We start from the raw sequence: 19,339 nt of genomic DNA, 5'->3' as shown, positions 1-19,339 counted from the left end.
CCATTGCCTATGAATGGACATTCAAAATAGCATTGTCATAACTTAAAGCAAATAATGCTATCCCTTACTGTCAATGGCCCAGCTAACTCACTTGGTTAGAAGTCTCAATGGTAATAGTTAGGATAAAACTATTTTTCATTAAACCTTAGCCCGGATCATTCTATTTAGAGGAACGCTAGAAGAAAGCTCATATATAGTAGTGATCGCAGATTCAGCATTTATGTGCAAGATACGTTGCTCGATGCAACCTACTATCTAGATAACTCGCGTACCTGAGACGCTTAAGTGGGTTAAACAACGAGTTGAACCTAATAAACAAGACTTTGCATGGCAAACAATACAGCCAGGGTGCAAAGGTTTTTGGCTGAATTAAGATGGTTTGCGAGTTGTTGCAACATGGGAGGCTTTTTTATTCTGAGCATACTAAAAAATGGGAAACAATCATGCTTAAAAAGTGGATAGAAAAGGTGCAAATTACAGTAGGAAAAGAGGCTACACACACAGCCCTTTCATTTGCAAACAAGCTTAAAAGTGCCACAATTGAACGTAAGCGTCCGGTGATCCACGCCTAGCAGTCATCCATTATTCATTCGAAAATACTTCCTCACTGTAATGGGAGGTATTATGAAGCATAAAACACTAGATGAATGGCAGAAATTGATAAGCCAACAACAAACGAGTGGGTTAGCCATTGTTGATTTCTGTAAAGAGCACAGAGTTAGCACATCAAGTTTTTATAAATTTCGTGGGCGATTACAACAGCAAGTTAACCCGCCTCGTTTTGTAAAAGCTAGCAAGTCTGCTATCGACGCGACTATTCAACCATCAGTATCTGTCAGATTGGGCGAGGTTTCGTTATCTTTTTCGACGTCTTGCGAGCCTGTTTGGTTGGCAAGTTTCGTTAAGGCACTGCAATCATGAGAATGTTCGTTGAGCCAGATGACATTTATTTGCACCTTGAGCATGTTGATTTTAGAAAGTCGATTAATGGCTTGCTGGCGATTATCGAAAGTGAATTAACATTAAACGCATTCTCCGGTGCATTATTTATCTTCTGTAACAAAAAACAAGACAAACTCAAACTCTTATACTGGGATAAAACCGGGTTTGCATTATGGTACAAACGGTTGGAGAAACAACGCTTCAAATGGCCTAAGTGTGGCCAACTCAAACACACTAATTTGAGTGAGCAGCAGTTAACATGGTTGCTCGGTGGCTATGATGTCGTTGGACATCGCAGCTTGGATTACACGGCCTCTGGGTTATAACGTACGATCATAAGTAGCATTTAACGATCACGTTTTAATCTAATTGAAAACAGTCACTTAGGGTTATAATAAGTGACATGAATAAAGCCCAACTACGCCAACAAATAGCCGAGCTTAGCAAGCAAGTTGAACGATTAGAAAGTCGCAATCAGTTTCTTGAAGAGCAGTTTCGTCTTGCCCAACAAAAACAATTTGGGGCGAGTAGCGAAGGTCACCCTGGTCAAGGTGAATTGTTTAATGAAGCAGAAGAGCTGGTTGCTGAAACACCTGTCGAAAAAGAAGACATCAGCTACACACGCAATAAACCTAAGCGTAAACCATTACCAAAAACATTACCTCGTGAAGTGGTTATCCATGATATTGCACAGGAAGATAAAGTCTGTGCTTGCTGTAACAATGAATTGCACAAGATAGGTGAAGACAAGACTGAAAAGCTTGAATTCATCCCTGCTCAAGTTAAAGTGATAGAGCATGTTCGTCCTAAGTATGCGTGTCGTGTATGTGAAAAGGACGGCATTAGCAATCACATCAAACAAGCACCGGTGCCACCTTCAGTTATCCCTAAAGGTTATGCGACACCAAGCTTACTTAGTCAGGTAATCACCAGTAAATATCAATTTGGGTTGCCACTGTATCGTCAAGAAGCGATGTTCAAACAATACGGTATTGAACTGAGCCGCAAAACTATGGCCGATTGGATGTTGAGGTGCGCTGACTTGCTCACACCGCTATATGACCATTTACACGAATTGATACTTAAGCAAGGCGTCATTGCCGCTGATGAAACCACCTTAAAAGTCGTCAGCGAAGATAAAGCGAAATGCTATATGTGGGTGTATACCTCAGGCGCCGACTCACCTGAAGGGAAATTACCCAATACTGACATCCCAAATATCGTGCTGTACGACTATCAATCGAGTCGCGCGGGTCAATGTGCCGTGGATTATTTACAGGGTTACAACGGGTATCTACAAGTGGATGGCTATGCGGGTTACCACAAAACCCAAGCGACACTCGCAGGCTGTTGGGCCCATGCGAGACGTAAATTCGTTGAAGCCAAAACCGCACAGGGCAAAAAATCTAGCGGCAGAGCCGATTGGGCACTTAACCATATTCAAAAGCTGTATCGTATTGAAACGCAAATAAAAGCGAGTGCACCTGATAACAGGCGGAAAGTAAGGCAGGAAAAGAGCACTATATTGCTCAAACAGTTCGAAGCGTGGCTGATAAAATCAGAGTCGCAGGTATTGGCAAAAAGCAAATTAGGCGAAGCCATCACCTACTGCTTAAATCAGTGGAGTAAACTCAACACTTACACCCAATATGGTCACCTGAACATCGATAATAACCGCGCTGAGCGCGCGATAAAACCCTTCGTCATAGGCAGAAAGAACTGGTTGTTTAGTCAAACGGCCAAAGGCGCTAAGGCCAGTGCCATACTGTACAGCATTATAGAAACTGCAAAGGCAAACGGACTAACGCCGTTCGACTATATGATGCATTTACTTGAACAAGTCTCGGTTCAAAACACCGATATCGAGCCACTGCTACCATGGCGATTTGCTAAAGACTAGGTGGGATTGCCGGACGCTTACAATTGAACTATCAAATAGTGCCAGTAATGAAGTGCAGGGACGAGTTCGTTCAAAGCAGACACTTCAAGTCCAACCTGACACTTTTCTAAAGGAATGTTCATATTCAATAGGTGATTAATCGCCTTTCGACGAATGCAACCGCTATCAAGCCTCACCACAAAACTTAACTTGTCTACATTCCAAGTAAAATTTTACACTCAGACATTGAAGTTATTTTTGGAAAACTCATTAACACGCTTTTTAAGTTGCGGCCCAAGCATGAATAATCGAGGGTAGCCAGTCAGTTCTATTAAGAAGCGCTTTATCATTCTAAACATACTAACGTTATCACTATAAGCAGCGATAAGCTCTTCTCCTTGGCCACCATAATTAGAAAATTCATCTGGGAAAAAGGCTTTGTTCACAATAGGCCATGACTTTCGTAGCTTAACGATTTCAACTTCACGTTTACCTAAAATTGTCGACTCATCAGGTATTTTAGGGGTGAATACCCAATTAGCGTTACAGTTTACCTTACCGAGTGAATGGACTTCATGCATATTGTATCTGGGGACAAATACAATATCTCCGGGTTTAGTGACAAAATCATAAAAGTCATATTGTTCAGGATCATAATGAAAATCTGTTCCAACAAGGGCTGTGAACATAAAAGGTGTGCAGGGCAGAGGCGTATTAGGAGAGGTGATAATCCAGCGTTTTTCGCCAAGTAGCTGCTGGTTTAGACCATGTAAACTATTCCCGTCATAGTGAGGTAAGGTAATATGTCCACCAGGTTGCATGAATACTCGCATAGGTGTCTCTCTTACTGCAAATTCATCTCGATTCATTATTTTTTTAACAAAGTCGGGGATCGCGATAATGTCATCGTCTACTAAGTTCGAATCAAACCAGCCAATTTCTTTCTTATTTACATCTGAAAATTTCTTCTTAACATACTCAGGCGTGACTTTTTCTTCATCAAAGGTGAATACACCTCTAATCACAACGGGCGTCGAAGTATGAATGTACTTGGTTAAATATTCATCATAATCAAATTCTGTATAGGGAATTATATCGATTTTTAAGTTCATAGTTTCACCTTTTCAATGTGACATATGCGTCTAATCTTAAGGGCAACACAATGGCTTCCCTAAGCCAAGAACAAATCCCTTTTGCCTAAAGTCCTATGTTTAACAATCGACTACCTTTGACATTCGAGCCGTATAATTCAAGCTTTTGGTTGAACTCTTTTAAGCTCTGCCAAAATAAAATTTAGCTTGTGTGCTAATTTTTTCTGCCATAATGTCGTTATCAATTGTCATTAATGAGTATAGGTAATACAGAATATAATTTTACATAAATTCTAATATATTATTTAGCTAAAGTTTTCTATTTCACCTCTTTTTCATTTCAATGAAAGAGCGATAGTCAGCCACTTCTCTTCGTAACAGTCACCAAAGGCATATTGACACGATTTTCAACTTTATTTTCAGGTACAAGCCCGTTAATAATCATTGTCGACGTCGACATACTAACTGTAAAAAATATCGACACATTATTGATACTGCCGATGTTTTTCAAGATAGTTGTACCCCTTAGTTAGTTTTATGCCGCCTTCTTCCGCACACCATCTAGATTTATACCCGTTATCCTTGAAACTGCAGCTTTGTTGGCTGCGTTCGCTCGCCCCAATCACAAAGTGGATCTATGCTCAAGGGGGCTCGCGTACTTACCGCCTACCTGCATTTCCAATGCTTTTGGGTATAGAGTGATCGGGGCGATTGGGTGGCAGTTTTTTACTTCTTTTGAGCATCGTAAGGCGTTTACCGTTTTAGCCGCTTCAAACAACACTTTGCGTTTGGCCAATATCATTCCATCACTCCCTTCATACTACACATTGAGCAGTAGTTCTGATGCCGTTTAGTAGAGTTTTTAGATGATGTGTAGTGCACACAAAGGCATCTATGAAGTCGCTTGCATCAAATTCAGAGCTGCGCATCATAGGTCGTAGGGCATAACAAAATGCACTGCGATGAACTTTTTACAGTCGGTATTGCTTGTTTATTGGTGCTAATAAGGCCTGCAGGAGAGTTTGCAAGTGACAGCGGAGGCACGACAAGGTATTTCAAAATCCTTAACCTCCATATCCTTTAATAATGAATAAGTCGACTACACACATCCAACTTATTCAACTCGTTCAAATTAACTCTACTTTACAGAGTTTAACAACTTATGACCTCAGTTACATAGACAGGATATAACGTGCATATTAGGAGCGGCGAAATTTTCTAGCACCCAAACCGAGTAATCCTAGTCCAAGCAAGGCAAGTGAACCTGGCTCTGGTACCTCTTTTACTGCCTGAACATCACTGGTGTGGTTGATAGCTAAGCTGTAGCTTACGCCGGCAGTCAGCGCGCCTAAACTTGTGGCACTGAAAGCACCTCCTAAATTTCGTGTGAAGTCGTTACCTGCAAATGTAGCGGGCAAGGTATCGTTTAGGTTAGCGCCATCCACACTATCATTGGCAAACGTAGCATTATTAATTTTACCGTCAGGAGACCAAGAGAATACTATATCACCATTGTTGTCATTATCGATAATGGTGATGGTAAGGTTCACTGACGCCTGGGCGTTAGATGGTGGCACATTGTTTTCTGGATTTTGCATTGCATGCAAGCCACCAGTAGTATCGAATGTAAAACCAACGACCCCAGCGCCTGCCAGTGTGAAGTCGAAACCCGCATTCAATTGAATGTTGGAATTGGCAATAGCTTGGTCGTTTTTAATTAACTGGGTTTCACCCACTGTTTGCGCCGTCGCACCACCTGCACCCTGACCAAGCCCATCTACTATGGTACCGCTTAGGTCGGAAAGCGCGCGAGCGAAGTGCTGTGTGCCAATAGGCGCTTGTTCAGTATAACCACTCACCCCACCACAAGCAGGACCTTGACAAGCTTGCACGCCGAAAGTGTTGTTGATATTGCTGCCCGGGACGCTAAACAAATTTGCATCATTAGTTGTGCCGAGCAGGATACCTCCCACAATGATGTTCCCACTACCTGGCGTAGCATCAAATATAACCCCATTTGAGTCAACAAATTTGAGGCCTAGTACGTTTAGGTTAGAGTAAGCCAGTGAGCCTGCTTGTGCCACACCAGCGAACCCCGAAGCCATCACTGCCAGCGTCGCTAACGTCAGTGAATTTCTTGCAAATTTTTTCATTTTTTAAATCTCCGAAAACTAAAATTTTAAAAGCCGGGTCATTATTATTACACCTACTACTGACCTACAAAAGCTGCGGCAGTATTATTACCCCTACGACTACTAACCTACGTAAAATTATAAGCACAGTTCATGCCAAAAAACTCCTATATTTGATTAAGTGATTGATTAATAAATAAATATATATTATTTGAATGATTCAACTATTTTTGGCTAACTTAATGTGTAAAGTTTTTTGACGATCCAGTAGAGAATTTAACTATCACTCACCGCAATAGGCCCTGTAAATTTGCGCTTTTAGTGTGTCGATACTGGATCTTACATCCCTATAATGAGGGAGTTTTCTTAGATTAGAAGCATGGTGTGTTAAGTGAAGGGGGTGAGTGAGTCTTAATGAAATAGCCGCTACGTTATGTTTTCTCTACGTTATTGTGCCTCTGCGAGATTTTTTTTAATTATACCAGTGAAATGAATAGACTAACTTTTTCTCTCGCAGAGGCGCCGAAATTCGGTTATCTTTTTCCTTTCGCAGAGGCGCTAAGAACGCAGAGGTAAAAAGCTGACGACAGGCCATTGATTTATTTCACCGAGAATTGCTGTGCTTGAACCGATGGGGGGCTTGCAATTTATTCTTTCATCTTTTAATGTTAGAACTTGATATATTATATCTTGTATATGGAGATGTAAATAATTTGGTGTGTGTTGGGGGGTTTTGTTAACAAAGCAGTCCAATACAGTGGTCACTACTGTAAATAACTATTATTGATATTTATCTTCGAAATCATGAATATTTGTTATAAGTGGATCCCCTATGGCCAGCACTAAGAAAAGTAATGATCGGCAAAGCCAGTCAAAAAAACCGACATCTACCTCATCATCTGAAAATTTTCATCGATATTTCCGTTTACAGTTTGCTAATAGTAAAGCCCTTCGTCGACATGCTTGCAAGATTAGACATAAGGTCTATTGCAATGAGTTAGGGTGGGAAGATATGATAAGCAAACAAATCGAAGCTGATGATTTTTCTGAGCCTGCTTATCATTGTGTGCTGGAACACAAGGTCAGTGAAACCTATGCCCGTTGTGTCCCTGTCGTCACTCCTCCTCTCTATGAATTTGCAAAAGTAAAACCTTTCGAAGTGCACTGCGTGGATAGTCTAAAAGTACAAACGTTTGGTCTGCAGAAGTTATCTAGAGGGCGTTTTAAAGAAACGTCTAGGCTTGCAGACCCTGCTGTTCGTTAAGCAATGTCACTGCTGCTAAAACAGAAATATAAGGAGACATTTCTATGATGAAAAAGGTCAGTGATTTTATCAGCTTTTACAAGACGATTGAAATTCATGCCAAACAAGAAGGGTATACAATAGATTGTAGTGCCGATGGTCAGGGGACGTTTTCTACCACTACGACCGGCGTTAGTAAGTCAGTCGTCGCTAGATTGTTCCCAATCAGCACCAAACAAATACAATTTATCGTGCAGCAGGCAAATAAATATTCTGTACCCTTACAGCCCATTAGTTGTGGTAAAAATTGGGGATACACCGATGCGACACCTTCCTGTGATAATAGTGTTGTTATAGATTTATCTAAGAAAAATAAAATATTGCAGATTGACGAAATCAATAAATTTGCCATTATCGAACCTGGGGTAACACAAAAACAACTGAGCGAAGCGCTAGCCAATACACAACTATTTATGGACTGCACCGGATCGTCTACAAACTCTAGCGTAGTGGGTAACATTCTTGAACGCGGCTTTGGCTATAGTCCGTTCGGTGATCGCTTCGGCCATTCATGTTCTTATGAAATAATACTGGGGAATGGTACGATATTACAGACCGGTTCCTTGGCCTACAATCAACTCAATGTCCATAAACCTGACACCTGTCATACTCAGAGAACAGCGGGTCCCATGATCGAAGGCTTATTTAGCCAATCAAACTTCGGTATCGTAAGTAAGTTGTGTATTTGGTTAATGCCACGACCTCAAAAAGTTCTTCCTTTCATTGCCCTATTTAAAAGTTACGAGGACTTTCTCAGTGCGATTGAACCCATATCGCGCTTGAAATCACTTGGCGTTGCTAATAGCACCATACATATTGGCAACAGCATGCGAATTTTATCTTCTAATGTTAGCTGGCAAGGAATTACGGGTATCGTGCCAGAAGAAGAAATCAATATGCAACTTACAAAATTAGGCATCGGCCAATGGGTAATGTCCGGTGCCTTGTATGGCACCCGCGCCATGGTTAAGGTGTATAAAAAAGAGCTGATAAAACAACTCAAAGCCAGTGGCGACGTGAAAATAAATTTTCTAGAGCCGCAGTTGATAAAGAAGGTATCGGCTTTGCTAAATCGGTTACCAAGAAACTTGCTAATAACTCTCAAGAGTCAACTCGAATTTGCACAGGGCTTGATAGACATACACACCGGGAAGCCGACCAATATTTTTTTAAAAAGCTGCTACCATCTCCACCCAAAAGGGTTTCCTAACACCTTTGATGAAAAGTTGAATATTGCAAAGGATGGGTGCGGACTTATTTGGGTATCACCTACAAGCTCAGCAAACAGACAGAGCGTTAATCAGTTATTGTCCATGTTGAAAGAGACATTTGAAGCCCAAGGCTTTCATTTGTATGCGACCCTTTCTTTTATAAATGACCGTTCAATTGCGATTATATGTAATCCAATATTTGACGTAACTAACGATAATGAAATATCAAGAGCGCAAAAATGTACTGCAATGGCATTACAAAACTGCATTGATGACGGCTTTCCTCCCTACCGTGTGGCCAATGCACATTGGGATTTATTTTATCAACAACTCTCTCCGGAACACCAAAATTTAATAACAGCGGTAAAAAAACAACTCGACCCTAATAGTATTGTGTCACCAGGGCGCTATGGTATAGAGTAACGAGTAGAACACATGCTTTCTCATTAAATTTTATTTTTATGAGGATGCGTGACTGGTTGTATGGATAATAAATTGACATAAGGAGCGTGCGGAAATGGCACCTAATATATTGACTCGAGAAAAACTAAAGTTTGTTGCTGTATTTATACTTGTCGGCGGCTTATTGGGGGGATGCAATAAACCTTCCGATAATAGTGCGGCCTATTTAAATAAAGCCCGTCAGCATTATGAAGCTGGAGAATTTTCAAGTGCGATAATTGAATTGAAAAATGTTTCAAAGGTCGATCAAAACAACGTTGCAGCACGAAAGCTTTTAGGCGATATTTATTTCCAACAAGGAAAGTTTTTAGACGCCGAAAAAGAACTGGAACGAGCACACCGATTGGACACTTTAAACGCAGAGATAATATTATCCTATGCAAATACATTGCTGCGACTTGATAGTTTTAAGCAGTTGAAAGACGTATTGAAGAGCAAAGAAAATTGGAATGAAACTGAAAAAAATCTGGTGCTAAGTATTCGATTATTATCCTATATCAAACAAAATAAAGAGGAAGCTGCTAAAAAAATAGTTAACACACCTCAGTTTATGGAGGGGAAAGAGGCGGAAGTTATCTATGCAAGGGCCTTATTCTATCGGGTAGACAATCAACTTCAGAATTCCCAGAAATGGGTCGCAGTGTTATTGGAAGAAAAGCCAAACCATCTCGAAGGATTATTACTTCAAGGGGACCTATTTTATATAGCTAACGACTACGATAATGCACTGTCCTATTATCAGAAATCGGTTGATATACAGCAGTCCAACCTCCGTCTTAAAATCAAGCTTGTACAAGCACTAATTGGGAAACAAGAATTTTCACAGGCAGAAAAAATTCTACGTGAGGTGGTAAGTCGCGCCCCTTTATTTCATGAAGCAAATTATTATTACGCGTTTGTAAAATTGCAAAGTAAAGATTATGAATCAGCGCTAATTTATGCAAAAAAAGTCCTAAAACTTATCCCAGGTCATGATGAATCAATCTATATTGCAGCACAGGCGGCATATTTTTTAAAGCAATTTGAAACTTCCCTTCGTTTTACCAAAAAATTAGCCAATGCCTATCCTAGGGACAATTCCATATTAAAATTATTGGCGGCAAACCAGCTTAAACTCAAACAACACCAAGATGCAGCAGCGACACTGGGCAGGATCAATAATGAGAAGTTAGATGAGAAGGACGCTTCGCTTTTTGTTGCGGCAGCCAATATGCTATCAGATACAAAAGACCTATTAGCTCGAAAACAACTGTATCTGCGGGCCGCCGATGCAGATCCAACAGACACTACGAGTAGATGGGGATTAGCAGTCACTTCCTATTCTCTAGGGAATGGTGAAGAGGGTAATCAATATTTATCGGATGCACTAGAAAATGAGCCTGACTCATTGGTTTTTAAGGCCGCGCTAATATCAAGTTACATAAGAAATAATCAATTGGAAAAGGCTGAAACTGCTATCAAAGAATTAATAGCCAGTGATGATACCAAACCTGATGGATATGCGCTTCAGGGATTATTATACCTCAATCAGAACAACACAAAATCGGCTGTTGCTTCTTTCGAAAGAGCGCTAAGGCTAAATCCAAATGAGGAAAATGCCAATCACAATCTAGCAATCATAGATATTGTTAACAATGATTTTGTTTCAGCAAAATCTCGTTATGAGAAAATATTAGTGGCCAAACCGGACAATCTACGGGCAATGAAGCAGATGTGGTTGTTGGAAAAAAAGCTGGGTAATGATCTTCAGTCAATATATTGGTTAGAAAAAGCAGCTGAGGTAAATCCAAACGACGTTGCTGTCAATATAGGTTTGGCAGAGCACTACATTCTCGAGAAGGACTACCTCTCCGCAGTTCGATTGCTCAAACCAGTAGAAAAAGACTTAGGCAATGTGCTTAAAATACGCCTTCTTCTTGGACAAGCTTATTATTTAGCCGGTAATGCTGAATCTGCCTTGAGGCAATTCACCCAAGCTGGAGAATTATCACCAAAAGATCCAACCAATCATTTTTGGACGGCATTGGTACTTGAAAAGGAGGGGGATACCAACAAAGCTCTTGTCGCTGCCAATAAAGCGTTAAAGATCCTACCCGAAGACAAGCTAATTCAAATCATGGTGGTGCGTTTATCATTGAAAAGTGACAACCTTGACGTCGCGAAGCCAATAATAGATAAACTTATGGCAAACTTTCCCGAAGATGTCGTTGTTGAGGAACTAAAGGCAAAGTATGCATTGCAAAACGGCGAATATGCAAAAGCCGCATCCTTATTTAGCTCACTTTTCGAGCGCCATGAAACTAACTTTGTTTTAGTCCAGTGGGCTAATGCGTTGGTTATCAGTGGGCAAGATGAAAAAGCTCTAGAGCAACTGGGCGGCTGGCTTAAAAAGTATCCCAATGATTTGCTGGTACTTAACGTGTTGGCCAACGAATACCTGAACCGGAACCAACTGCCCGAAGCTAAGGCATATTTTACCGTCATATCAGAGTTAAGCCCTGAAAACCCATTGGCTCAAAACAATCTTGCTTGGTTGCTATATAAAGAGGGAGATATTTCTCAAGCTCAGATCCATGCAGAACTGGCTTATGAAGCCTTCCCTGATTCGCCAATGATAGTCGATACTTTGGGACAAATATTGCTTGACCAAGGCGAGTATGAAAGATCTAAGTTGATGCTGAGACTGGCCAATAAAAAAATGCCTGATAACCTTGAGACCAAATATTATCTGGCACAGGCCACGGCGCAAGGTGGCGATAAAGCAACAGCCAGAATGTTGTTGAAACAAATACTATCGCAAAAAAATAATAACTCCGAGGCGGAACAAAAATTACAACGTGAGAGCCAAATATTGCTCACCAAATTAGGGAATTAGTTGTCCCATTGCCAAGCGAGAACAAAAAAAGTGACCACAGTATCACTATGCATAGCAATGAGTATAGGTAGTGGTAAGTCCAAAACGGACAGAGCTTAATGGGTTGCCCGCATGCGAATACGAGAGTATTAGTTCATGGTTTGCATCTGCTTCGCGATCAGACAGTAAATGTTCAAGTCGACAATAAGGGCGTCTATACGAGGTATAGCAAACTGTATAGACGGGTGTGACTAAGGTGACTAAGGAGACTAAGGTGTCGAAGGTAACTAAATATGGCCGGCCTTAAATAAGGCAAATCAATCAGCATCCCTCTTAGCATAAAAATCTAATCTGTAGCCATAACGCAGCCCAAGTACTATCAAGGCAAAAATGGGGGTGTCTAAAAATTTTATAGTTTTGAAAACTGGTATATATTGAATGTTTTTTAACAGGAAATTGAATATCTTCTCCGTAATTACCCTTCAGCAAGAAAATAGCAATACTTCACCTGTATTACTGGGTTAATTTTTGTTTCATCCAGGGCTCAGGAGGGTAATCTTGATACAAATCCCATAAATCGTGTCAATTTATTACAAAAAAGGGTGGTCACCCAAGCTTTCTGTAGGCTGAGTGCCTTGAGTTGCAATGGTGAATGCATCGCTATTCTTGATATCCCCACTGGAATTAGAGTTAAATGCTAATAATAGTGAGTAAAATATCGTGTTTGAGCCATGGTTGTCATCTATTATATGTGGGTCAGCTGGTATTGAAAAAGATCTACTGCGGCCTTAAAAATTCGCATGGATAATTCAAAAACCGCATTTAAACTGCATTATTTTTTCTACTACAAAGTAGGATGCATTTAGCCAAATTTTCTTTTCATATTAAGTTTGAAATCATTTGTCATATGCCTCAAAAACGCCTTAAATGTGCTTAATCGAGGCTCGGGGGTTAACCCTTTGGATAACCGAATAATTTGCCAATAATAAAACCCTACCTGACCAAAACTATTGATGGCTTTTATCAGATTTGAAGAGCTGTTATTACCCCAAAAGCCGGTACCTAAAACCAATTTATCCTCATAACAGTCGATACTCTGAATCGTCTGTTGGATAAGCTTTGCTGAGCAATCAGGTTGGGTACACAGCGGCCTCGCCAGTCCAATGACGTCTACTTCGCCACTTTCAATTGCCCGTTCCATGACATCACGGCTACGAAAACCTCCTGTGATCATCACAGGAATTTGCGCGGACTGTTTGATACGTTCAGCATATTCGATAAAGTAGGCTTCACGTTTGCGAGTGCTTTCTCGCACGTCTGTGGGTTCAACTCCTATTAAGCTTAACTGTTCATAGGTGCCACCTGATATTTCTAGTAAATCGACCCCATCTTCACCCAGCCAGCTAGCGACGGTGATACAATCTTCAAGGCTGAAACCGCCTTTTTGAAAATCTGCTGAGTTGAGTTTTACACCTATGGGAAAGTCAGCACCTACGGCTGCGCGCACACCGACAATAATACGGCGAATAATCCGTGCTCTGTTTTCAAGAGAGCCCCCCCATTGATCCTGACGTTGATTAATTTTAGGTGATAAAAACTGACTGAGTAAATAGCCGTGGGCGCAATGAATTTGCACACCGGTAAAGCCCGCTTCTTTTACTAGTCGAGCCGATGTTATAAAACGCTCAACTACCTGTTCTATATCACTTTGATCCATAGGGCGCGGCCTAGCAAAATTTCCAAGCATAGCTAACTGTACATCTGAAGGGGATAAAGGTTCTGTAGATACCATTTTGGGGCATTGACGACCGGGATGATTAAGCTGCACCCACAGATGGTTACCTCCTGTGGTGCCTTGTTTGGCCCAGGTGCGAAATAGATCCAAGTTTTTATCATCTTCTAACACAACATTTCCAGCCCGTTCGAGGTAACGTCGGTCAACCATCACATTGCCTGTGATATGCAAGCCTGTTCCACCTTGTGACCAAGTTTTATAAAGTTGTATAAGTGCAGGCGTGGGTAGGTCAAACTTGTCAGCAAGACCCTCTGTCATGGCACTTTTACATAAACGATTTGGAAGTACGCTGCCATTTGGTAAGGAAATAGGGGATGCAAGTGGACTGGTCATTTTAGCGTCTTGGTGAAGTCAAATATAGTCTATTGTAAGGCAGATATCGATATAATTACAAATTTCTAATCTCACCGATATCTTAAAAACAAGGTTAAAGTCTGCGGTTGTTCATCTACTACAGTCAGTCGTTACCCACTGCCCATTTGTTGAGTAGGTTTAACGCCTGTTCAGACTATCACTCACAATTCATTGACACATCATTTTAAATCAACAAACCCATTTATCATACCCACATAAAATAGGCACTGGGCTTATTAGAAAAATAAAAAAGCGTTTTGGGCTAATAACCTAGCATGGAACAATATTTATTCAGGATCATTATTGGCCAAAAAAACCTCATGTTTGAGCTTGGAAAATTGACTGAGGTCTAGCGTTGATTTATCTAATCCTGTGGCGTTAAGTAATTTTTTAATTAAATACTTGTTGAATACACTGTTGTGGTTATCTGCCAAGTAATTTTGGGGTAATTCCCATTTTGCATCGTTAATTTCGTGGGTATCTTGAATATTGATTTGGGTGGTTAGCGGGTCAAGTTTACACACTATGTATATGTTGGATTTTCCAAATCGGTAAGGGTGGGTACTGGCCATCCCTAATATAGAACTAAAGGTGGTCTGAATGCCTGTTTCTTCTAGTACTTCCCTGATCACGGCATCTTCAATGGTTTCACCTAATTCAATATGGCCACCGGGTAACTTATAAGTTGTGGCGCCGCGTTCGCGGATCACCAATATTTCACCCTGTGAATTTTGCACTAAACCACCCGCCCCAAGTGAATGTGTGGGAACAAAAGGCACAAAATCTTGTGGTTGAGATTTAAATGTCAGGGTGACTTCGTTGGGTAAACAATTATGAAAAGTGAAGCCCTGGGTGGTGGCTATTGTTATCAAATGAGCTAAATCAATGGGTAAGGTTAACCAGATAACCGCCTTATTCTGTTGCTTGGCATGGCTCAGTAAAGCGTCTAACTGTGGTAAAAAAACCTCTATGTCTTCAGGAATTTGATCGCTGTTGATTATGATACCGTTGAATTTGTTGTACTCAAATGCTAACAAAATTTCTCACTTATAAATAAACGTGTCACTTTTTAGACATTATAGGATAAATGCATATTGTCCGCAGTGTTAAGCTGACGAACTAAGTAAAATATAGGCATAGAATATATTGAGAAAATTAATCAGAACAGGGCAATGTTAATAGTATTAGATATAAAACTGCTCACAATTCATTGAGTGGGTCATCATTGAAAGCTTTGATAACAGAGCAAACTTTTAAGTCAGCTCAATTCGAGCAGGTATTGGTGACAAGCCTAGATAAGCTTTGTGGTGCAGGTGTATGTAGGGTTTAATACTTACCATGGTAAATCTGCAATATTAAATGCATTACCATTATTCCTTGTATTTGGTGTGATTGCCGCTAGTTTGGCCATGTTCATTGCAGGTCGTACTGTGGTGATTATGACCCCAGAAGGGTTTAGAAACTCTAATACAGTGAAGAACTGGTGGTATTTTGTGAATAAATATCAGGTGTGTTGGTTCCCTACTATCCCTACCATCACGTCTGTTTTACTGCTGCAGCCGGATGAAGAAATTGATTTCAGTTGTTTTGAATATGCGGCTTGTGGATCAGCATATTAACCCCTTGAGTTGAAATTATCTTTTCGACGTCGATTTAATTGCAATGTGACTAATGGTTATGGCATGACTGAGTTTCCTTGTTTGATTGCTAAAGTATTACCTGTCTCTGAGATTGTGGAGTTCGCCGTGGGTAAAGGTATAGCAAACACCCGCGTGATTGCAGCAAACTTTTGGCTACCAAATTAGCCGTGTTTGTGTATTGGTTGAATCGGGCATTATTTTGGTGAAAGAACCTAATATTTTTGAAGGCTATCTGAATGGAAGTGATAATGCGGGTACATGGGTCGAAGGTGGGTGGTTTACGCTTTTGGTTATAGATTCCCAGCCTACCGAGGAGGGCCCATGTATTATGCGGATAGCATTGGATTAGGAAGAAATGTTAGTACCATCAGTGAATTTGGCGACACCTGCGGTGAACAATTTTGGGAACCCACTTTTTTATTAAAGCACCTTTTCATAGAAGGAAAATCTTAACTCAGTGGGCCAATGACTAAATAAGTTTAAAATGCGTTATGTTGGTCTTATGATATAACGTATTTTTTGTTGATTACATCGAATACCTTTTAGAGGACAAATATGTCAATTCCAAAGACATTACAAAATACATTATCTTTGCCTATCATCAGTGCGCCGATGTTTATTATTTCGGGACCAGAATTAGTTATTGCACAATGTAAAGCCGGTATAGTCGGTTCTTTTCCCGCACTCAATGCTCGCCCAAAATCATTACTTGGTAAGTGGCTTACAACCATCATAACTGAGTTAGGCGCATATCAGGCAGCCAATCCTAAGGCTATCGTTTCACCCTATGCGGTTAATTTAATTGTGCATAAGAGCAATGACCGTTTAGAGGATGATGTGAACACCTGCATCGAATTCAAGGTGCCGATTATTATTACCAGCTTGCGCGCCTTAGATCCTAATTTGGTTGAACGTATTCATGCTTACGGTGGCATCATCTTTCATGATGTTATTAATGTGCGTCATGCCCAAAAAGCCATAGAAGTCGGAGTTGATGGTTTAGTGTTGGTGTGCGCTGGTGCTGGTGGTCATGCGGGAACGTTAAGTCCTTTTGCTTTAGTGAGTGAAATTAAACAATTTTTTGATGGCCCTATTGCGTTATCAGGCTCGATTGCTAATGGTGCCGCTATCTTGTCAGCACAAGCCTTAGGTGCTGATTTTGCGTATATTGGCACGCGCTTTATTGCCAGCAAAGAAGCCAATGCCGAGCAAGCATATAAAACTATGTTGGTTGAAAGTAGCGCTAAAGATATTGTGTATAGTTCATTATTTACGGGTGTGCATGGCAATTATCTTAAACCCAGCATCAGTAATGCAGGCCTGGATCCTGATGATTTAAAACAGGGTGATAAAAACAAAATGAAATTTGGCTCTGAAGGCGGCAGTAAGTCTAAGGCTTGGAAAGATATTTGGGGTGCAGGTCAAGGACTAGGTAGAATTGTGGATATTACTGATGTGGCTACTATTGTAGCCCGCTTCAAAACAGAATACGACCTAGCATTATCCCGTTTAAATGGTCTGAATAATCAATAAGTGCAGTCAGCACTTGTAATTAACTAGTGCAATAGATAGGCACAACAAATATGGAATCTGAAGAAAACGTACTCATATACACTGATAGTGGTGTTTTGCATATTGGGATTCATCGTCCCAAGAAAAAAAATGCGTTAACCCGCTCAATGTATCTTGCTATGGCTAAAGCACTAAAAGACAGTGTGTCCGATGACAGTGTTAAAGTGGTGTTGATCCACGGCACTCAAGATGCGTTCTCAGCGGGAAACGATTTAAACGATTTTAACACTCGTGATTTTGATCAACCCTCACCGGCATCCATTTTATTACGTGAACTAAATCACTTTCCTAAGCCAATTGTCGGGGCGGTATCTGGCGTAGCTGTTGGCATAGGCGTCACTATGCTGCTGCACTTTGACTTGGTTTATGCATCAGACACGTCTTTTAAAATGCCTTTTGTCGATTTAGGTGCTTGCCCTGAAGGCGGCTCAAGTCTGCTTATTCCCTTGTTGGCAGGTCATCGTAAAGCCGCAGAAGTATTAATGCTGGGTGATGCTTTCAATACGCAATCAGCTATTAATATGGGTATTGTCAACCAGCAAATAGACAAATCTGAAGTATTTGAGTTTGCCTTATCTAAAGCAAAAGTATTGGCACTTAAGCCTCAAAATGCGTTGCGAACCACTAAAAGATTACTAAAAGCACCGCAACAGACACTTCTTGGTCAAATTATTGAAGATGAGTTAGTGATTTTTTCTGAGTTACTGCAAAGCGAAGAGTCACAAATCGCAAGAAAAAAAATATAAGCACCAAAATGACACCTTATGCATATAGTGATGCCAGATTGAATATAGAAAAGCTCTGACGTTATGGTTAAACATCAATTTTTAGGACAAGCACAGTCCAACAAACTCTATGCCATTGTTAAAGTGATAGCTTGTGTATAAGGAGTATTTAGATATAGACAATAAAGCATTAATGTTAACAGACAGAAACACAGTGAACATGCACCTATAAGAAGTGTAGTCATTTTAAAGGCTATATAAGTGTTAATTAGTGGTATCAGCCAAATATAAGTCGGTTTGAATAAATACGTTTATCGTCATAAATCAACAGCCTATAGAGCTGGCTCTACAACAGCAAAAGGCGTTTGTCTCTATTTTAAATTTTGTTAGAAAAGTTAAGTAATATTGTATGACTTTCTCGTCTTCAAGTTTATAAAAGAAGGAGATATATGAAAAGTGACGTTTTATTTTACCTACACTCTTAGACCCAGAATCAGGTCGCCCATGCTTCCTGGACAACAAGCATGAGTCTCATCGCAGAAAAAATATATTCTATTATTGTTACTGCGTCATTTTGTTGTTAATTATGTAACACTCGATCGGGTTGTAGTGTCTTTCAGGGAGTAGTAATAAATATCCCAAAAAATGAAGCCTCATAAAAACGATGGGAAAAGATGTAGATGCGAGCTTCCAATGAAGTGCGTTTTAAAAAGGATTGACAGCAATCAAGGCTGGAAAGAATGATGTCGCGTTTAGGCCGCTATTCTCATTTTCTGACTACCCAGCAGGTATGATACCGAAAGGTAGTGCTCAAGGCCGGAAAATGCGCCCTTGGAAAAATCTGGTACGTGGTCATGTATCTTGAAGTCGACTTTCAGAGCCGAGTGGCACTGACGGTAGAAGCGGGCATTTCGCAGGGAACTTAATATCGCCGCATATTGGTAGCCCGCTTTTCGGGAATATTCAATCAGGTGCCCCACAAAGTCTCGTATTAACTGTAGTGAGCGCAAAGCTGGGTCAATCACAAAACGTTCCCACATACAGGAGGCCCCTGGATTGAGTGCTAGATCCCGCAACTGGCCATCCAGTGGAGAACCATTAGCGATACGGGCGCCGCCCACGCAACGACCACCTTGGCGGGCGATTACTATTTCCCCCTGCAGGTCGCGCTCATCTTCGCCACCGTCAAAGTCTGGTAAACCCAGTTCTTTTCGGAAACATTTTTCACGCAGGTCGTAATATTGCTCAAGCAGCATGCTTTCTCGGCATAGTTCGAATGTAATAGACAAGGTAACCACCTCCTGATTAACGAAACACCCACCCCTAATGGTTGGATTGTAGTTATAGCAATTACAAGAACTGGGCCAGAAAAAAATAAT

The 19,339-nt window shown here is 40.7% G+C and carries 16 protein-coding genes; 10 read left to right on the top strand and 6 right to left on the bottom strand.

Going from position 1 to position 19,339, the window contains the following annotated elements:
• Nucleotides 1-624 precede the first annotated feature (624 nt).
• The 3 genes from Q0Y52_RS03315 to Q0Y52_RS03305 all read left to right on the top strand — a co-directional run bounded on the left by Q0Y52_RS03315 (nt 625) and on the right by Q0Y52_RS03305 (nt 2,842).
• A complete protein-coding gene (locus Q0Y52_RS03315; RefSeq protein ID WP_297816924.1) occupies nt 625-921 on the top strand; it encodes a hypothetical protein in 297 nt (98 codons plus the stop codon).
• On the top strand, nt 918-1,268 hold the full coding sequence (tnpB, locus tag Q0Y52_RS03310) for an IS66 family insertion sequence element accessory protein TnpB (RefSeq protein WP_297816922.1): 351 nt from the start codon (nt 918-920) through the stop codon (nt 1,266-1,268). The genes Q0Y52_RS03315 and tnpB overlap by 4 nt, the downstream gene beginning before the upstream one ends.
• A 77-nt stretch (nt 1,269-1,345) precedes the next feature.
• Nucleotides 1,346-2,842 (top strand): IS66 family transposase, encoded by a 1,497-nt coding sequence (locus tag Q0Y52_RS03305; protein WP_297816919.1) that lies wholly within the window; start codon nt 1,346-1,348, stop codon nt 2,840-2,842.
• 218 nt (nt 2,843-3,060) lie between these two features.
• Here Q0Y52_RS03305 and Q0Y52_RS03300 read toward each other — a convergent pair whose 3' ends face one another.
• From Q0Y52_RS03300 to Q0Y52_RS03290, 3 genes are all read right to left on the bottom strand, one after another.
• The gene (locus Q0Y52_RS03300) at nt 3,061-3,933 is read right to left on the bottom strand and encodes a cupin domain-containing protein (RefSeq protein WP_297817933.1); all 873 of its coding nucleotides are present in this window, start codon (nt 3,931-3,933) and stop codon (nt 3,061-3,063) included.
• Between the two features lie 601 nt (nt 3,934-4,534).
• Nucleotides 4,535-4,714 (bottom strand): hypothetical protein, encoded by a 180-nt coding sequence (locus Q0Y52_RS03295; RefSeq protein WP_297817930.1) that lies wholly within the window; start codon nt 4,712-4,714, stop codon nt 4,535-4,537.
• Between the two features lie 397 nt (nt 4,715-5,111).
• On the bottom strand, nt 5,112-6,065 hold the full coding sequence (locus Q0Y52_RS03290) for an EDSAP-1 family PEP-CTERM protein (protein ID WP_297817928.1): 954 nt from the start codon (nt 6,063-6,065) through the stop codon (nt 5,112-5,114).
• A gap of 991 nt (nt 6,066-7,056) precedes the next feature.
• Here Q0Y52_RS03290 and Q0Y52_RS03285 point away from each other — a divergent pair.
• The 3 genes from Q0Y52_RS03285 to prsT all read left to right on the top strand — a co-directional run bounded on the left by Q0Y52_RS03285 (nt 7,057) and on the right by prsT (nt 11,895).
• Nucleotides 7,057-7,308, top strand: a complete 252-nt coding sequence (locus Q0Y52_RS03285) for a hypothetical protein (protein ID WP_297817925.1) — start codon at nt 7,057-7,059, stop codon at nt 7,306-7,308.
• A gap of 44 nt (nt 7,309-7,352) precedes the next feature.
• A complete protein-coding gene (locus tag Q0Y52_RS03280) occupies nt 7,353-8,981 on the top strand; it encodes an FAD-dependent oxidoreductase (RefSeq protein ID WP_297817922.1) in 1,629 nt (542 codons plus the stop codon).
• 109 nt (nt 8,982-9,090) lie between these two features.
• Nucleotides 9,091-11,895, top strand: a complete 2,805-nt coding sequence (gene prsT / locus Q0Y52_RS03275; RefSeq protein WP_297817918.1) for an XrtA/PEP-CTERM system TPR-repeat protein PrsT — start codon at nt 9,091-9,093, stop codon at nt 11,893-11,895.
• 841 nt (nt 11,896-12,736) lie between these two features.
• Here the strand turns inward: prsT and Q0Y52_RS03270 are convergent.
• Together Q0Y52_RS03270 and Q0Y52_RS03265 are read right to left on the bottom strand one after the other, a co-directional pair.
• Entirely contained in the window at nt 12,737-14,002 is a 1,266-nt protein-coding gene (locus tag Q0Y52_RS03270; RefSeq protein ID WP_297817915.1) for an NADH:flavin oxidoreductase/NADH oxidase family protein, read from the bottom strand.
• Between the two features lie 308 nt (nt 14,003-14,310).
• Complete coding sequence (locus Q0Y52_RS03265; RefSeq protein ID WP_297817913.1) at nt 14,311-15,060, bottom strand: NUDIX domain-containing protein; 750 nt, start codon at nt 15,058-15,060, stop codon at nt 14,311-14,313.
• Between the two features lie 270 nt (nt 15,061-15,330).
• On the opposite strand from Q0Y52_RS03265, the gene Q0Y52_RS03260 reads away from it, so the two are divergent.
• From Q0Y52_RS03260 to Q0Y52_RS03245, 4 genes are all read left to right on the top strand, one after another.
• Nucleotides 15,331-15,642, top strand: coding sequence for an AMP-binding protein (locus Q0Y52_RS03260; RefSeq protein WP_297817910.1), 312 nt, complete (start codon nt 15,331-15,333; stop codon nt 15,640-15,642).
• A gap of 63 nt (nt 15,643-15,705) precedes the next feature.
• Complete coding sequence (locus Q0Y52_RS03255) at nt 15,706-15,828, top strand: hypothetical protein (protein WP_297817907.1); 123 nt, start codon at nt 15,706-15,708, stop codon at nt 15,826-15,828.
• A 390-nt stretch (nt 15,829-16,218) separates the two neighbouring features.
• Nucleotides 16,219-17,196 (top strand): nitronate monooxygenase family protein, encoded by a 978-nt coding sequence (locus Q0Y52_RS03250; protein WP_297817904.1) that lies wholly within the window; start codon nt 16,219-16,221, stop codon nt 17,194-17,196.
• A 50-nt stretch (nt 17,197-17,246) separates the two neighbouring features.
• Entirely contained in the window at nt 17,247-17,981 is a 735-nt protein-coding gene (locus Q0Y52_RS03245; RefSeq protein ID WP_297817901.1) for an enoyl-CoA hydratase-related protein, read from the top strand.
• 731 nt (nt 17,982-18,712) lie between these two features.
• Here Q0Y52_RS03245 and Q0Y52_RS03240 read toward each other — a convergent pair.
• Nucleotides 18,713-19,249: a GNAT family N-acetyltransferase gene (locus tag Q0Y52_RS03240; RefSeq protein ID WP_297817898.1), complete on the bottom strand. Its 537-nt coding sequence runs from the start codon at nt 19,247-19,249 to the stop codon at nt 18,713-18,715.
• Nucleotides 19,250-19,339 lie beyond the last annotated feature (90 nt).

The sequence above is a fragment of the uncultured Paraglaciecola sp. genome (genome assembly GCF_943787955.1).
GTDB lineage: Bacteria > Pseudomonadota > Gammaproteobacteria > Enterobacterales > Alteromonadaceae > Paraglaciecola.
Note: the sequence above shows the minus strand (reverse complement) of the source record. Positions and strands in the feature narration are given on the sequence as shown.

Coding starts and splice junctions, on each gene's coding strand:
- Q0Y52_RS03315 (WP_297816924.1), top strand. CDS start 625: ATGAAGCATAAAACACTAGATGAATGGCAGAAATTGATAAGCCAACAA.
- tnpB (WP_297816922.1), top strand. CDS start 918: ATGAGAATGTTCGTTGAGCCAGATGACATTTATTTGCACCTTGAGCAT.
- Q0Y52_RS03305 (WP_297816919.1), top strand. CDS start 1,346: ATGAATAAAGCCCAACTACGCCAACAAATAGCCGAGCTTAGCAAGCAA.
- Q0Y52_RS03300 (WP_297817933.1), bottom strand. CDS start 3,933: ATGAACTTAAAAATCGATATAATTCCCTATACAGAATTTGATTATGAT.
- Q0Y52_RS03295 (WP_297817930.1), bottom strand. CDS start 4,714: ATGATATTGGCCAAACGCAAAGTGTTGTTTGAAGCGGCTAAAACGGTA.
- Q0Y52_RS03290 (WP_297817928.1), bottom strand. CDS start 6,065: ATGAAAAAATTTGCAAGAAATTCACTGACGTTAGCGACGCTGGCAGTG.
- Q0Y52_RS03285 (WP_297817925.1), top strand. CDS start 7,057: ATGATAAGCAAACAAATCGAAGCTGATGATTTTTCTGAGCCTGCTTAT.
- Q0Y52_RS03280 (WP_297817922.1), top strand. CDS start 7,353: ATGATGAAAAAGGTCAGTGATTTTATCAGCTTTTACAAGACGATTGAA.
- Q0Y52_RS03270 (WP_297817915.1), bottom strand. CDS start 14,002: ATGACCAGTCCACTTGCATCCCCTATTTCCTTACCAAATGGCAGCGTA.
- Q0Y52_RS03255 (WP_297817907.1), top strand. CDS start 15,706: ATGACTGAGTTTCCTTGTTTGATTGCTAAAGTATTACCTGTCTCTGAG.
- Q0Y52_RS03250 (WP_297817904.1), top strand. CDS start 16,219: ATGTCAATTCCAAAGACATTACAAAATACATTATCTTTGCCTATCATC.
- Q0Y52_RS03245 (WP_297817901.1), top strand. CDS start 17,247: ATGGAATCTGAAGAAAACGTACTCATATACACTGATAGTGGTGTTTTG.